Here is a 13,502-nt window from a genome sequence, read left to right as displayed (position 1 = left end):
TCCGGCCACGCGCTGCTCGCCGGACCTGTGGACCTGGTCCCGCCCGCGCCCGTGCCCGTGTTCCCAGCACCCGTCGGCCCGACGACCGCCCCCTCACCCTCGCCAACTCGGCCCCCTCAGCCGCACGCCCGTCGCCGCCAGTCCGAGTTCCAGCCGCCGCAGTTCACCGCGCGCGGGGACGCCGTACAGGCGGGTGGCCGTGCCGTCGGTGCGCAGGGTGACCCGCGGGCCGGGGGAGTAGGTGCGGGTGAGGTGCGGACCGTAGCGGGCGGTGCCCAGGCGGGTGCGGGGGACCAGGCGCTGGTTGGCCGAGCCGCGCCAGACCAGGTCGGTCGGCTCGGCCACCCGGAAGCGGCCCGTCACCACCGCGTCCGCGCCGCTCAGCGCCGACCACACCCGGTCCGGCACCTCGTCCGGTTCGTGACCGGTGTAGACGAGCAGGTCCGCCGAGTCCGCCAGGCCCGTGCGGGGGCCGTCGCCGCGGCGACGCAGCCGGTCGGCGCCCCGCAGGAGCGCGGCCAGCGCGGCGGGCTGGGCCAGGGGTTCGCCGCCGCTCACCGTCAGGCCCCGCGCGCCGCGGTCCAGCGCGGCCTCCCACAGCCGGAGCAGGTCGCCCACGGTCGCCGTCCGTCCGCCGGCCGGGTCCCAGGTGTGCCGGGACATGCAGCCGGGGCAGGCCAGGGCGCAGCCCTGGAACCACAGGGCCAGCCGGCGGCCGGGGCCGAGCGTCTCGACGGGGAAATACCCGTCGGCGATCCGCACCTCGCGTGCCGCGTCGGCGTCGTATTCAGCCATGCGCCCCCCTTGCGCCCCTGTACTCCCCGAATGCACCCGGCGTGCACCGGTGTGTATTCGAAGATCCATTCGCTTTTCTGGATCCCGCAGGTCCGAAGCGGAGGGAAGACTATTCCGAGTCCCGCCCGCCCCACCGGGCTTTTCGGAAGTTTTCCAGGAACGCGGGCACCACTCCGGTCGCCCTCCGGTCGATCCCCGGCTGATTTCCGGATGACCGGAAATCCGGTGTCGGAAATCCCTCCCTTCGGCGTTCGTTCTTCCCCTAGGCTGCGCGAAATCCCGGATTCCGGCGGGGCCTTTCGCCCCGGCGAGGGCACCGTCGCCGTGCCCGCACGCGGCCCAGGAGGCGGTCCGGGGAGTCGACGAGGGAGATCCCATGAGCGAGGTGAAGTCCGTTCCGACGGACTACGGCCGCAGCCGCCTCACCGCGCGCACCCGCTGGCGGGCAGCCCGCCGCGGAAAGCGGGACGGACGGGCCGGCATCGGCCCCGAGCACTACGCCCGCCAGCTCGAACGCGGGCTGCGGATGGCACTGGAGGACCTGCGGTCCCGTTTCGTCACACGGAACGCGACCCACATCGACCGCGTCCACGCGGAGTCCGCGCGGATCGTGACGGAGTACGACCACCGGCGCGAGGACGTACCCGCGGCCCTGGCCCGCTTCGGCGGCTGGGTGTCGCAGTGGCGCACGGAGGTGACGGCCTGCCAGCAGCGCGGCCTGGCCCTCGCCGCCTGCGCCGACCAGGAACTCGCCCACTACGAAGCCGCCTGGACACGCGCCCGGCACCGAGCCGAGGTACGCGCCAGGCGCCGCGCCCGACGTGAAGCCGAACGCCGTGCCGCCGCTCGGGGCGAACCCCGCCCCGAGCCGCCGGAACCACTGGAACCACCGGATCCGGAAACGGCCGGCGGAGTCATACCGGCACCCGACGGGATATGGACGGGAGCACCGGACTGGATGCTCGACGAGGCCCTGGTCCGCCGGGCCCTGCACATCCTGGAGCAGAGGATCGGGCCGGCGGCCGCGGCGGCCGGCCGGGGAGAACGGGGGACCCGATGACCACCGAGCAGAAGGCCGCACAAGAGGCCACGCCACCAGCAGCCACGGCACCTGAGGCCGCTGCGCCGAAAGCCGCACACCGCATCACACGCCCGCCCGCCCCACGGACCGCCCGCCACGCCACCCGGCTGACCGTCGCTCTGGGCGCCACGGCCCTGCTCCTGACGGGGTGCGGCCAGCTCGACGGACCGGAACGGCTCTCCGCCGACTGCACCGTCGTGGTCGACGGATCCGGTTCCGGTGCCGACAGCGAGAACGGCTTCCGCGCCAAGGAGAAACTGAAGACGACCGTGCCCGGCTTCCTGGCCGACCAGAAATGCCGGTACGTCTCCTACGCGCCCATCACCGCGGCCTCCGCCGCCTCCTCCTGCCAGGTGCCGCGGATCGACCTCGACCCGGACGCCGACAAACGCTCCGAGCGCGAGAGCCTGTGGAATCAGACCCGCGTCATCGCCCAGGCCGGCGCCGAGAAGATGCTGGACTGCGCCCGTGAGCGCCAGCCCGGCTCGGACGTCCTCGGCGGACTCGAACGCGCCTCCAAGGTGCCCCGCGACGGCGACGGCACCTACCACGTGCTCGTGATCAGCGACTTCGACCAGTCCGACCCCGACTTCCGGCTCTCCAAGTTCGAGCTGGAGACGCCCGCGCAGCGGGACAAGGCCGTCGACGCGCTGGTCGCCGTACGCGGAGTGCCCGAACTGCCCGACACCACGGTCCACCGCGTCGGTTTCGCCATGCGCGGCGGCAAGACCACACCCGAACGCGTCGAGCAGATGGGCCAGTTCTGGCAGCAGGTCCTGGAGAAGGAGGTGAAGGTCGGTGTCGACGACGGATACGGGGCCTGAGGAGCCCCGCAGGCTCAGGTACGGCCTGCCCTTCCGGCGCGGCGAGGGCCGCGCCCCCGGCCTCGGCCGCACCGGCGGCTCCACCGCACCGCGCGGGCCCGTCCCGCCGACCGAGAGCAGGGAGGCCAGACAGCTCCTCTCGCAGGCCGAGTCCGCCGGCCGCCGCGCCGCGGGCGGGGGCACCCTCAACCCGTACGTCCTCGGCTCCGTCCACCGCCTGCCCTACTTCGGCCGGCTGACCGGACTGCGCGGCCACGCACGGGACCGGACCGTGGCCCGCCACCACGAACGGGAGGAACGCGAACTGCTGGCGTCGGCCCGCCTGTACGCCGACACCGCGGCCCGCGAGGAGGACGCCCGGCGGGCCAGGGACGCCCAGGTGGAGGAGGTGCGCCGGCGCCTCGCGGCCACCGCCCAGCTGGACCGGGCGGCCACCCGGATCGCCTCCCGCGAGGACAGCCGTGACCGAGTGCTCCCCTGGATGACGAGGCGCCTCGCCACCGCCGGACCGGACCCCGACCGTGATCGTGGCCCCGGCACCGACCCCGCGCCGGAGCCCGTCACGCCGTACGCCTCCGACCCGGACGACGACTTCGAGCCGGAAACCGTGCCCGCGCCCGCCCCGCCGGCCGCGCACTGGGAGGGTCTCACCGAGACCGCGGCCATGGCCCGTCGGCCCCGGCTGGCCCTCGCCACGCTGCTCGTCCTGGTCGAACTCCCCGTCTACGTCACGCTGTTCCTGGCGATCCACGAGGGGACGGCCGAAGGCAGGCTGAGCGCGTATCTGCTGTCGGTCGCCGTCGGCGTCGTCATGACGGCCGGTCCCTTCCAGGCCGGACGCCAGTGGCGCCGCCGCGGGGCCACCGCCTCGTTGTGGGTGGTCCTGCCGGTGGCTGCCGCGCTGGCGTCGGTGTGGGCGTGGGCCGCCTGGTACCTGGGCGACCTGCGGGCGCGGATCGTGTTCCGGGAGACCCCCGACACGGGCCTCGCGGACCTCGCCCGCCAGGTGGGCTTCGAAGGAGAACTGCCCGCGGCGCCCACCATGCTGGAGCAGCTCCACCTCGACCAGCACACCGTCGGCGTCACCTTCATCTCGCTGCTGCTGCTCTCCGGCGGAATCGCCTTCCTGCTGGCCCTGTCCGAGGAGCACCCCTTCGTCGCCGCCTACCGCCACCACCAGCGCAACGCGGAGAAGGCCGAGGCGGAACTCGTGCGGGCCGTGGCCGCGGCGGCGGGGGCCCGACGGGACCAGGACACGCAGGAGGCACGGGCCAGGGAACGCGGCGAGGCCCTGGCCGCCGAACTGGCCGCGGTGGACGCCGTGTTCGAGGCCGCCGCGCACGCCTACCTCGACGGCGTGCAGGCGGCCTCGCACGATCCGGCGGTCACCGAGGGCGCGATGCGCCTCTCGGCCCGCTACCCGCTGCTGCCGGAGCCCGTCCCCACCAGGGCGCGGGCGGCCGTCTGATCCGGTCGGCGAGCGCCGGGAACGGGCGTGGAGTGGTGTGGGCGTGGCCACGGGGCCGCGCCCACACCCGCACGTCCACCGGTGCGGGCTCCTCCGGTCAGGAAGCCAGCCAGTCGTCCACCCCGGTCAGCAGCTTCTCCTGCACGTCCTTCGGGGCGGCCGATCCGCGGATCGACTGGCGGGCCAGCTCGGCCAGGTCCTCGTCCGCGAAGGCGTGATAGCGGCGGGCCAGCTCGTACTGGTCGGCCAGGCGGGAGCCGAACAGCAGGGGGTCGTCGGCGCCCAGGGCCATCGGCACACCGGCCTCGTACAGGGTGCGCAGCGGCACGTCCTCGTGTTTCTCGTACACGCCCAGGGCCACGTTCGAGGCGGGGCAGACCTCGCAGGTCACGCCCCGTTCGGCGAGCCGCTTCAGCAGCCGGGGGTCGTCCGCCGCCCGCACCCCGTGCCCGATCCGGGTGGCGTGCAGGTCGTCCAGGCAGTCCCGGACCGACGAGGGCCCGGCCAGCTCGCCGCCGTGCGGGGCCGACAGCAGCCCGCCCTCCCGGGCGATGGCGAAGGCCCGGTCGAAGTCCCGCGCCATGCCCCGGCGTTCGTCGTTCGACAGCCCGAAGCCCACCACGCCCTGCTCGCCGTACCGCACCGCCAGCCGGGCCAGCGTGCGGGCGTCGAGCGGATGCTTCATCCGGTTCGCCGCCACCAGCACCCGCATCCCGAGCCCGGTCTCCCGCGAAGCCGACCGCACCGCGTCCAGGATGATCTCCAGCGTCGGAATCAGCCCACCCAGCCGCGGCGCGTACGAGGTCGGGTCCACCTGGATCTCCAGCCAGCCCGAGCCGTCCTTCACATCCTCCTCGGCGGCCTCGCGCACCAGCCGCTGGATGTCCTCGGGCTCTCTGATGCAGGAGCGGGCGGCGTCGTACAGCCGCTGGAAGCGGAACCAGCCCCGCTCGTCGGTCGCCCGCAACTGCGGCGGCTCGCCACTGGTCAGGGCCTCGCTCAGCGTCTCCGGCAGACGCACGCCGTACTTGTCGGCGAGTTCCAGCACGGTGCCGGGCCGCATCGACCCGGTGAAGTGCAGGTGCAGATGGGCTTTCGGCAGCTCAGAGACATCACGTACACGCTCCATTCCGGAATCCTGCCGTACGCCGAGGCCGTCCGGGTACCTCTTTCCCCGAACGTGGTCTTGCTCGCACACAGCAGCGGGCCGCCTCCCGAAAGGAGACGGCCCGCATCCAGGCTACTCACGTGAGCAGGCTGGATCAGTCCCTGGCCTCCGCCAGCAGCTTCTGGATCCGGCTCACACCCTCGACGAGGTCCTCGTCACCGAGCGCGTACGACAGCCGCAGATAGCCCGGCGTGCCGAAGGCCTCGCCCGGGACGACGGCGACCTCGGACTCCTCCAGGATGAGCGCCGCCAGCTCGACGGAGTCCTGCGGACGCTTCCCGCGGATCTCCTTGCCGAGCAGGCCCTTCACCGACGGGTAGGCGTAGAACGCACCCTCGGGCTCCGGGCAGAGCACGCCGTCGATCTCGTTGAGCATCCGCACGATCGTCTTGCGGCGGCGGTCGAAGGCCTCCCGCATCTTCGCGACCGCGTCCAGATCACCGGAGACGGCGGCCAGCGCGGCGGCCTGGGCCACGTTGGAGACGTTCGAGGTGGCGTGCGACTGGAGGTTCGTCGCCGCCTTCACCACATCCTTCGGCCCGATGATCCAGCCCACCCGCCAGCCGGTCATCGCGTACGTCTTGGCGACACCGTTGACCACGATGCACTTGTCGCGCAGCTCGGGCAGGATCGCGGGCAGCGAGGTGAACCTCGCGTCGCCGTAGACGAGGTGCTCGTAGATCTCGTCGGTCAGCACCCACAGGCCGTGCTCCACGGCCCAGCAGCCGATCGCCTCGGCCTCGGCCTCGCTGTAGACGGCGCCGGTCGGGTTGGAAGGGGAGACGAAGAGGACGACCTTCGTCTTCTCCGTGCGCGCCGCCTCCAGCTGCTCGACGCTCACCCGGTAGCCGGTCGTCTCGTCCGCGACGACCTCCACCGGAACACCGCCGGCCAGCCGGATCGACTCCGGGTACGTGGTCCAGTACGGCGCCGGGACGATGACCTCGTCACCCGGGTCGAGGATCGCGGCGAAGGCCTCGTAGATGGCCTGCTTGCCGCCGTTGGTGACCAGGATCTGGGAGGCGTCGACCTGGTAGCCGGAGTCGCGCAGCGTCTTCGCGGCGATCGCGGCCTTCAGCTCGGGCAGACCGCCGGCCGGCGTGTAGCGGTGGTACTTCGGGTTCTTGCAGGCCTCGATCGCGGCCTCGACGATGTAGTCCGGGGTCGGGAAGTCGGGCTCACCGGCGCCGAAGCCGATCACCGGCCGCCCGGCGGCCTTCAGGGCCTTGGCCTTGGCATCCACGGCGAGGGTGGCGGACTCGGAGATCGCACCGATCCGGGCGGAGACCCGGCGCTCGGTGGGAGGGGTTGCAGCGCTCATGGCCCCATGTTTTCAGACTGGAAACCGGCCCGGCACACGGGTTTCACGGACTGAACAAGGACGGGCCCTCTTTTGAACATCCGTGCTGATCCGGGTTGATCCGGACCGATGGCCTGGTGATCTTCCGGGGTTTTCCCGACGATCTTCCGCCTTCGGGGTCCTCACGGGCACTTTCCGTTCGACGAGGCGCCCCGGAACACGTACACTCCTACGTCGTTGGCCTTCAACAGCCGTGCCACAACCGGTGCACACCGAGCATCCGGCCGGATGCGGTACGTTGGGGAACACACAAAGGGTCGTAGCTCAATTGGTAGAGCACTGGTCTCCAAAACCAGCGGTTGGGGGTTCAAGTCCCTCCGGCCCTGCTACACACTCCTTCGCCAGGATGTGTGCGCATGTACGTACAGAAATGCACTGCCGTGCGGCTCAGACCGGGCGCGGCACGGCCACGACCCGGGAACAGGTGAGGACGAATGGCGGACGCCGTGGGCTCCATCGACACGCCTGATGCCCAGGACGAAGTGCCTGAGCAGAAGAAGTCCCGCAAGGGCGGCAAGCGCGCGAAGAAGGGCCCGCTCAAGCGGCTCGCCCTCTTCTACCGCCAGATCGTCGCGGAGCTTCGCAAGGTCGTCTGGCCGACGCGGGGCCAGCTGAGCACGTACACCATGGTCGTGATCATCTTCGTGGTCATCATGATCGGTCTGGTGACCGTGATTGACTATGGACTCGACCACGCCGCGAAGTACGTATTCGGCTGAGCCGAGAGCGAAGGGCGCCGGGTGATCGGCGCCCCTTTCGCGTGTTCCACCCCTATGTATCCAGGAAGAAGCAGCCACCGTGTCTGACCAGAACCTGAACGACGCCATCGAGCCGGATGAGTCGGCTGACGACGAGCTCGACATCGTCGAGGGCGCTGACGAGGACCTGGACGAGTCCGAGGCTGCCGACGCCGAGGCGGGCGAGCCCGCGGAGGAAGCCGCACTGCACGTCGAGGACGAGGAAGACGCCGCCGACGAGGCAGCCGACTCCGACGAGTCCGCCGACGAGGACGAGGCCACGACCACCGACGTCGAGGACTCCGAGGACGGCGAAGCCGTCGCGGAAGAGGCCGAGGAAGCAGAGCCGGCCGAGCCCGTCGACCCCGTCGCGGCCCTGCGCGAGGAACTGCGCACCCTGCCAGGCGAGTGGTACGTCATCCACACGTACGCCGGCTACGAGAACCGCGTGAAGACCAACCTCGAACAGCGTGCCGTCTCGCTGAACGTCGAGGACTTCATCTTCCAGGCCGAGGTGCCGCAGGAAGAAGTCGCGCAGATCAAGAACGGCGAGCGCAAGACCATCCGTCAGAACAAGCTCCCCGGCTACGTGCTGGTGCGCATGGACCTGACGAACGAGTCCTGGGGCGTCGTCCGCAACACCCCCGGCGTCACAGGCTTCGTGGGCAACGCCTACGACCCGTACCCGCTGACCCTGGACGAGATCGTCAAGATGCTCGCCCCGGAGGCCGAGGAGAAGGCCGCCCGCGAGGCCGCCGAGGCCGAGGGCAAGCCGGTTCCGCAGCGCAAGGTCGAGGTCCAGGTGCTGGACTTCGAGGTCGGCGACTCGGTCACCGTCACGGACGGCCCGTTCGCCACGCTCCAGGCCACGATCAACGAGATCAACGCCGACTCGAAGAAGGTCAAGGGCCTCGTCGAGATCTTCGGCCGCGAGACCCCGGTCGAGCTGAGCTTCGACCAGATCCAGAAGAACTAGCCCCTTCTGGAACACAAGCCTCCGACCAGGTCAGGTGGCCGCTCGCGCGGTGCCTGACCTGCTCGGTTTTTGGCCGCGCACGGATACCCGTTATCGTTGTGCGGTATGCCTCCATCCGGATCATCCGGACCGGACGGCTGAAAACTCTCACTAGGACCCGGAGAGAGCAATGCCTCCCAAGAAGAAGAAGGTCACGGGGCTCATCAAGCTCCAGATCAACGCCGGTGCGGCTAACCCCGCTCCGCCGGTCGGCCCCGCGCTCGGCCAGCACGGCGTCAACATCATGGAGTTCTGCAAGGCCTACAACGCCGCGACCGAGTCGCAGCGTGGCTGGGTGATCCCGGTGGAGATCACGGTCTACGAAGACCGCTCCTTCACCTTCATCACCAAGACGCCGCCGGCCGCGAAGATGATCCTCAAGGCCGCGGGTGTCGAGAAGGGCTCGGGCGAGCCGCACAAGACCAAGGTCGCCAAGATCACGCAGGCGCAGGTCCGCGAGATCGCCACGACCAAGCTCCCCGACCTGAACGCCAACGACCTGGACGCCGCGTCGAAGATCATCGCCGGCACCGCCCGTTCCATGGGCATCACGGTCGAGGGCTGAGCCCCAGCCTCGTAGCACCTTCGTAGTCGCGGCTCCGGCCGCACGTGGCAGGGCCTGCTCGGCCCGTACCACGACTCCTCAGAAACCCCAGGAGCAGTAGTGAGCAAGCGCAGCAAGTCTCTCCGCGCTGCGGACGCCAAGATCGACCGGGAGAAGCTCTACGCCCCGCTCGAGGCCGTCCGTCTCGCCAAGGAGACCTCCACCTCGAAGTTCGACGGCACCGTCGAGATCGCCTTCCGTCTGGGTGTCGACCCGCGCAAGGCCGATCAGATGGTCCGTGGCACCGTGAACCTGCCGCACGGCACCGGCAAGACCGCCCGGGTCCTGGTCTTCGCGACCGGTGACCGTGCTGCGGCCGCAGAGGCCGCGGGCGCCGACATCGTCGGCTCCGACGAACTGATCGACGAGGTCGCGAAGGGCCGTCTGGACTTCGACGCCGTCGTCGCCACCCCGGACCTCATGGGCAAGGTCGGCCGCCTCGGCCGCGTGCTCGGTCCGCGTGGTCTGATGCCGAACCCGAAGACCGGCACCGTCACCCCCGACGTGGCCAAGGCCGTCACGGAGATCAAGGGCGGCAAGATCGAGTTCCGCGTCGACAAGCACTCGAACCTGCACTTCATCATCGGCAAGGCGTCCTTCGACGACGCGCAGCTGGTGGAGAACTACGGCGCGGCCCTGGACGAGATCATCCGTCTGAAGCCGTCCGCCGCCAAGGGTCGCTACATCAAGAAGGCCGCGATCAGCACCACGATCGGCCCCGGCATCCTGATCGACCCGAACCGCACCAAGAACCTCCTCGTCGAGGAGGACCCGGCCGCGGTCTGAACCTGACGGTTCGCCTCAGTCGGCGACGAGCCCCGCAACCTTTCGAGGTGCGGGGCTCGTCCCTTTTGCCTTACGGGTGTCAGTGCCGTGGGTTAGCGTGCGAACACGGGGACTAGTTGGGGGTGAGGGCATGAAGGGCACGAATGGGCGCCGGGCGGGCCTGTCGATCGTCGCGGTGACCCTGCTGACCGGGGTGGCCGGCTGCAGTTCGGGGGGCTCCGGGGGTTCCGAGGGCTCCGGGGGAGACGGTGAGTCCTCTTCTTCCTCCTCTTCTTCCAAGGGGGGCGGCAGCCACGTCAGCCCGATAGCCGCCCTGCGCACCGCCGAGAAATCCACCGACGGCGCCGACTCCGCGAAGGTCGAGTCGACCACCACCATGGGCTCGCTGATGGCCATGACGGCCGACGGTTCCCTCGGCTGGGGTGACGGCCTCACCGGCACCCTCACCATCACCTACACCGGTGGCACGATGGCCGACACCATGCGGCAGCTGGGCGCCACGTCGATGGAGGCCCGCTATCTGCCCGACGCGTACTACGCGCGCATGGGCGATGTCTTCGCCGAGCAGGCCGGCGGCAAGCACTGGATCAAGTACCCGTACGAGGCGCTGGAGACGCTCGGCGGCGGATCCGGGGCCTATCTCAAGGACCAGATGGAGAACTCCACCCCGAACCAGTCGGTGAAGCTCCTGCTGGCCTCAGGGGACGTGCGTAGGGTCGGCGAGGAGACCGTGCGCGGCGAGCACACCACGCACTACTCGGGCACCGTCGAGGTCGCCGACCTCGCCACCCGCAACTCCAGCCTCAGCGACAGCCAGCTCGCCGACCTGAAGAAACAGCTGGAGCAGGCCGGCGTCACCACCGAGACCGTCGACATCTGGGTCGACGACGAGAACCTCCTGGTCAAGAAGGTCGAGCAGGGCCAGGCGGCGAACGGCGCCTACAGCCAGACCGCCTACTACAGCGACTACGGCACCCCGGTCGACACCGAGGTCCCCCCGGCGGCCGACACCGCGGACTTCTCGGAGCTGCTCCAGCAGCAAGGGGCCGGCCCCACGTCCTGACCCCGTGCCGCGGGGAATTCACGGGACCCCACCCGCACCTCTGGGATACCTTCACACCGTTCCTGTGAATCGAGCAGGTGTTCACTGTGTGTCGCGTGGGGGAATGTGCATGAGATTTACCGTGGGTGTCCTCGGGCTGTCCGCTCTGCTCGTCACGGGCTGTGCGGCGGCTTCGGAGGATGCGGCGGGCGGCGGCGACGCGAAGGAGGCCGCCACGGCCGTCGCGCGAGCCGCCGAGAAGACGGAGCGGGTCAGCTCCCTGCGCTACCGGATGACCGGCCGGATGCCGGAGGAGGGCCGGCTCAGGGCCGAGGCCGCGATGGCCGTGGAACCGCCGGCCATGAGCCTGAGGACGACGATCCTCGGTGGACCCGACGAGGGCGAGGGCGAGGTCCGCCTGGTCGGCGGAGTGGTGTACGTCGGCAGCGACGAGCCCACCGAGGACGGCAAGCACTGGATGAAGTTCGGTGCGCCGGGCGGCTCCGACACCCCGAGCGGTGTCAAGGTCGACACCGCCCCCCTGGCCGACAAGGTCCGCCGCAACCCGGCCCACGAGAGCACCTTCCTCACCGCGGCCGAGGACCTGAGGAAGACCGGCACCGAGACCGTCGACGGCGTCACCACCACGCACTACGAGGGCACGGCCACCGTCGACGAGATCCGGGCGTCGTACAAGGACGAGACCAAGAGCGTCCGCCAGATCCGCGAGCAGGCTCTCGCGCAGTACGAGAAGCTCGGCGTCGACGAACTGGAGATGGACGTCTGGATCGACGCGTCCGGCCGCACCAAGCAGCAGCGGTTCCAGGGCTTCGGGCGCAAGGGCCCGCTCGACCTCACCGTCACCTTCCTCGACTTCGACAAGCCGGTCACCGTGCAGGCCCCGCCCGCCTCGGACACCTTCGACCTGGCCGAGGAGATGAAGAAGGCCGGCCGCTGAGCCGGCAGCGAACCCCCCTTACGGGCGGATTTGCTTGACGGCGACCCGTTCACGTACGCTCCTACAGAAGCCAAAGACCGCTGGTCGTTGCCGTGTGCTCGTGAGAGGACGCGGTGGCCGAAGGATCCGCTGATATGCGGACGACCCGCGCAGGTGACTGTGGAAGTGCTCCCGGACCGTGATCCGCCCCATGGATCTCGTTCGGTCGAGCCCTCGCCCCGTGCGCCTGCGCCGGGGCGTTTCGTTTTTCCCAGCCCCTTCCGAGCGGTCGTCAACACCCGGAAGGAGGCCGACGCTCATGGCAAGGCCCGACAAGGCTGCCGCGGTAGCCGAGCTCGCGGAGCAGTTCCGCAGCTCGAACGCCGCCGTGCTGACCGAGTACCGGGGTCTCACCGTGGCGCAGCTCAAGACGCTGCGCCGTTCGCTCGGTGAGAACGCCCAGTACGCCGTGGTGAAGAACACGCTGACCAAGATTGCGGCCAACGAGGCCGGGATCTCGACGCTCGACGACCTGTTCAACGGTCCGACGGCAGTTGCCTTCGTCACCGGTGACCCGGTGGAGTCGGCGAAGGGTCTTCGTGACTTCGCCAAGGACAACCCCAACCTCGTCATCAAGGGCGGTGTCCTTGACGGCAAGGCGCTGTCCGCCGACGAGATCAAGAAGCTTGCGGACCTCGAGTCCCGCGAGGTTCTGCTCTCCAAGCTGGCGGGTGCCTTCAAGGGCAAGCAGTCCCAGGCTGCTCAGCTCTTCCAGGCGCTTCCCTCGAAGCTCGTCCGCACCGTGGACGCTCTTCGTGCCAAGCAGGCAGAGCAGGGCGGTGCCGAGTAACTCGGCTCGCGCAGTGACCGCCGCCTGAGGCAGCGGTCTTAGCGGGCCGAACGTACGCCCGCCGAACAAGTACATCGGCACCAGCCGAATTAGTGGAAGGATCGCCCACCATGGCGAAGCTCAGCCAGGAAGACCTGCTCGCGCAGTTCGAAGAGATGACCCTCATCGAGCTCTCCGAGTTCGTGAAGGCGTTCGAGGACAAGTTCGACGTCACCGCCGCCGCCGCGGTCGCCGCCGCCCCCGCGGGCCCGGCCGCTGCCGCCGAGGCCGTCGAGGAGCAGGACGAGTTCGACGTCATCCTCACCGGTGCCGGCGAGAAGAAGATCCAGGTCATCAAGGTCGTGCGTGAGCTGACCTCCCTGGGCCTCAAGGAGGCCAAGGACCTCGTGGACGGCGCTCCGAAGCCGGTCCTCGAGAAGGTCGCCAAGGACGCCGCCGAGAAGGCCGCCGAGTCCCTCAAGGCCGCCGGCGCCTCGGTCGAGGTCAAGTAACACCCCGCGGTCGGCGACGACCGCAGCGAAGGCCGAAACTGTCCCCTCGGGGCTGTAACGCCGACGCACCGAAGAGCGATCATCCATCCGGGTGGTCGCTCTTCGGCGTTGCTGAGGGCCCGGCCACGGTTACCCCGCTCCTGAGTTGGCGAGGGGTATGGTGATCTTCGTCGTGTCTCCGGACGGCCGGTGTTCGAGCATGAGGGCCTTGACGAACCGCACGCAGCGCGCAATTCTCAGGACGCGTCGTCACAAGGATCCGTATCCGAGGCATGGATCGACGGCGAAGAGGGCAGTATCACCGTGCGTCGAGTACGACGTGCGTTGAGGGCAACCGGACCGAG

At 70.0% G+C, this 13,502-nt stretch carries 14 protein-coding genes and 1 tRNA gene; 12 read left to right on the top strand and 3 right to left on the bottom strand.

What is annotated here, in order from left to right; all coding sequences use genetic code 11:
- Positions 1-93: 93 nt before the first annotated feature.
- Positions 94-795 (bottom strand): 4Fe-4S cluster-binding domain-containing protein, encoded by a 702-nt coding sequence (locus tag BZL64_RS07925; RefSeq protein ID WP_086767484.1) that lies wholly within the window; start codon positions 793-795, stop codon positions 94-96.
- A gap of 376 nt (positions 796-1,171) precedes the next feature.
- Here BZL64_RS07925 and BZL64_RS07920 point away from each other — a divergent pair, with 376 nt between their 5' ends.
- From BZL64_RS07920 to BZL64_RS07910, 3 genes are read left to right on the top strand one after another with little or no spacing between them, the layout of a single operon-like run.
- Complete coding sequence (locus tag BZL64_RS07920) at positions 1,172-1,855, top strand: hypothetical protein (protein WP_086767483.1); 684 nt, start codon at positions 1,172-1,174, stop codon at positions 1,853-1,855.
- Positions 1,852-2,700, top strand: a complete 849-nt coding sequence (locus tag BZL64_RS07915; RefSeq protein ID WP_086767481.1) for a hypothetical protein — start codon at positions 1,852-1,854, stop codon at positions 2,698-2,700. The genes BZL64_RS07920 and BZL64_RS07915 overlap by 4 nt, the downstream gene beginning before the upstream one ends.
- The gene (locus BZL64_RS07910; protein ID WP_086767479.1) at positions 2,675-4,168 is read left to right on the top strand and encodes a hypothetical protein; all 1,494 of its coding nucleotides are present in this window, start codon (positions 2,675-2,677) and stop codon (positions 4,166-4,168) included. Before BZL64_RS07915 ends, BZL64_RS07910 begins: the two co-directional genes overlap by 26 nt.
- Before the next feature lie 97 nt (positions 4,169-4,265).
- Here the strand turns inward: BZL64_RS07910 and BZL64_RS07905 are convergent, their stop codons facing one another.
- Together BZL64_RS07905 and BZL64_RS07900 are read right to left on the bottom strand one after the other, a co-directional pair.
- Positions 4,266-5,297, bottom strand: a complete 1,032-nt coding sequence (locus BZL64_RS07905) for an adenosine deaminase (protein ID WP_086767477.1) — start codon at positions 5,295-5,297, stop codon at positions 4,266-4,268.
- A gap of 133 nt (positions 5,298-5,430) precedes the next feature.
- On the bottom strand, positions 5,431-6,657 hold the full coding sequence (locus BZL64_RS07900; RefSeq protein WP_086767475.1) for a pyridoxal phosphate-dependent aminotransferase: 1,227 nt from the start codon (positions 6,655-6,657) through the stop codon (positions 5,431-5,433).
- A gap of 292 nt (positions 6,658-6,949) precedes the next feature.
- Between BZL64_RS07900 and BZL64_RS07895 the strand changes: the two genes are divergently transcribed.
- The 9 genes from BZL64_RS07895 to rplL all read left to right on the top strand — a co-directional run bounded on the left by BZL64_RS07895 (position 6,950) and on the right by rplL (position 13,158).
- Positions 6,950-7,022: transfer RNA gene (locus BZL64_RS07895), tRNA-Trp, on the top strand.
- A gap of 108 nt (positions 7,023-7,130) precedes the next feature.
- The gene (secE, locus tag BZL64_RS07890; RefSeq protein ID WP_086767473.1) at positions 7,131-7,415 is read left to right on the top strand and encodes a preprotein translocase subunit SecE; all 285 of its coding nucleotides are present in this window, start codon (positions 7,131-7,133) and stop codon (positions 7,413-7,415) included.
- A 79-nt stretch (positions 7,416-7,494) separates the two neighbouring features.
- Positions 7,495-8,409, top strand: a complete 915-nt coding sequence (nusG, locus tag BZL64_RS07885; protein WP_086767471.1) for a transcription termination/antitermination protein NusG — start codon at positions 7,495-7,497, stop codon at positions 8,407-8,409.
- 169 nt (positions 8,410-8,578) lie between these two features.
- Positions 8,579-9,013, top strand: coding sequence for a 50S ribosomal protein L11 (gene rplK, locus BZL64_RS07880; RefSeq protein ID WP_006383482.1), 435 nt, complete (start codon positions 8,579-8,581; stop codon positions 9,011-9,013).
- Between the two features lie 99 nt (positions 9,014-9,112).
- Entirely contained in the window at positions 9,113-9,838 is a 726-nt protein-coding gene (gene rplA, locus BZL64_RS07875) for a 50S ribosomal protein L1 (RefSeq protein ID WP_086767469.1), read from the top strand.
- Between the two features lie 130 nt (positions 9,839-9,968).
- Positions 9,969-10,901, top strand: a complete 933-nt coding sequence (locus tag BZL64_RS07870; RefSeq protein WP_086767467.1) for an SCO4651 family lipoprotein — start codon at positions 9,969-9,971, stop codon at positions 10,899-10,901.
- A 109-nt stretch (positions 10,902-11,010) separates the two neighbouring features.
- Complete coding sequence (locus BZL64_RS07865) at positions 11,011-11,838, top strand: SCO4651 family lipoprotein (protein WP_086767465.1); 828 nt, start codon at positions 11,011-11,013, stop codon at positions 11,836-11,838.
- Between the two features lie 298 nt (positions 11,839-12,136).
- Positions 12,137-12,667 (top strand): 50S ribosomal protein L10, encoded by a 531-nt coding sequence (gene rplJ, locus BZL64_RS07860; protein ID WP_073491907.1) that lies wholly within the window; start codon positions 12,137-12,139, stop codon positions 12,665-12,667.
- Positions 12,668-12,777: 110 nt separating this feature from the next.
- Positions 12,778-13,158, top strand: a complete 381-nt coding sequence (rplL, locus tag BZL64_RS07855; protein WP_086767463.1) for a 50S ribosomal protein L7/L12 — start codon at positions 12,778-12,780, stop codon at positions 13,156-13,158.
- Positions 13,159-13,502: the final 344 nt, after the last annotated feature.

It is taken from the genome of Streptomyces bobili (assembly GCF_002154575.1).
Lineage (GTDB): Bacteria > Actinomycetota > Actinomycetes > Streptomycetales > Streptomycetaceae > Streptomyces > Streptomyces bobili.
The sequence above is the reverse complement of the archived record's forward strand: the minus strand, read 5'-3'. Positions and strand labels throughout refer to the sequence as shown.

Coding starts and splice junctions, on each gene's coding strand:
- BZL64_RS07925 (WP_086767484.1), bottom strand. CDS start 795: ATGGCTGAATACGACGCCGACGCGGCACGCGAGGTGCGGATCGCCGAC.
- BZL64_RS07920 (WP_086767483.1), top strand. CDS start 1,172: ATGAGCGAGGTGAAGTCCGTTCCGACGGACTACGGCCGCAGCCGCCTC.
- BZL64_RS07915 (WP_086767481.1), top strand. CDS start 1,852: ATGACCACCGAGCAGAAGGCCGCACAAGAGGCCACGCCACCAGCAGCC.
- BZL64_RS07905 (WP_086767477.1), bottom strand. CDS start 5,297: ATGGAGCGTGTACGTGATGTCTCTGAGCTGCCGAAAGCCCATCTGCAC.
- BZL64_RS07900 (WP_086767475.1), bottom strand. CDS start 6,657: ATGAGCGCTGCAACCCCTCCCACCGAGCGCCGGGTCTCCGCCCGGATC.
- secE (WP_086767473.1), top strand. CDS start 7,131: ATGGCGGACGCCGTGGGCTCCATCGACACGCCTGATGCCCAGGACGAA.
- rplK (WP_006383482.1), top strand. CDS start 8,579: ATGCCTCCCAAGAAGAAGAAGGTCACGGGGCTCATCAAGCTCCAGATC.
- BZL64_RS07870 (WP_086767467.1), top strand. CDS start 9,969: ATGAAGGGCACGAATGGGCGCCGGGCGGGCCTGTCGATCGTCGCGGTG.
- BZL64_RS07865 (WP_086767465.1), top strand. CDS start 11,011: ATGAGATTTACCGTGGGTGTCCTCGGGCTGTCCGCTCTGCTCGTCACG.
- rplJ (WP_073491907.1), top strand. CDS start 12,137: ATGGCAAGGCCCGACAAGGCTGCCGCGGTAGCCGAGCTCGCGGAGCAG.
- rplL (WP_086767463.1), top strand. CDS start 12,778: ATGGCGAAGCTCAGCCAGGAAGACCTGCTCGCGCAGTTCGAAGAGATG.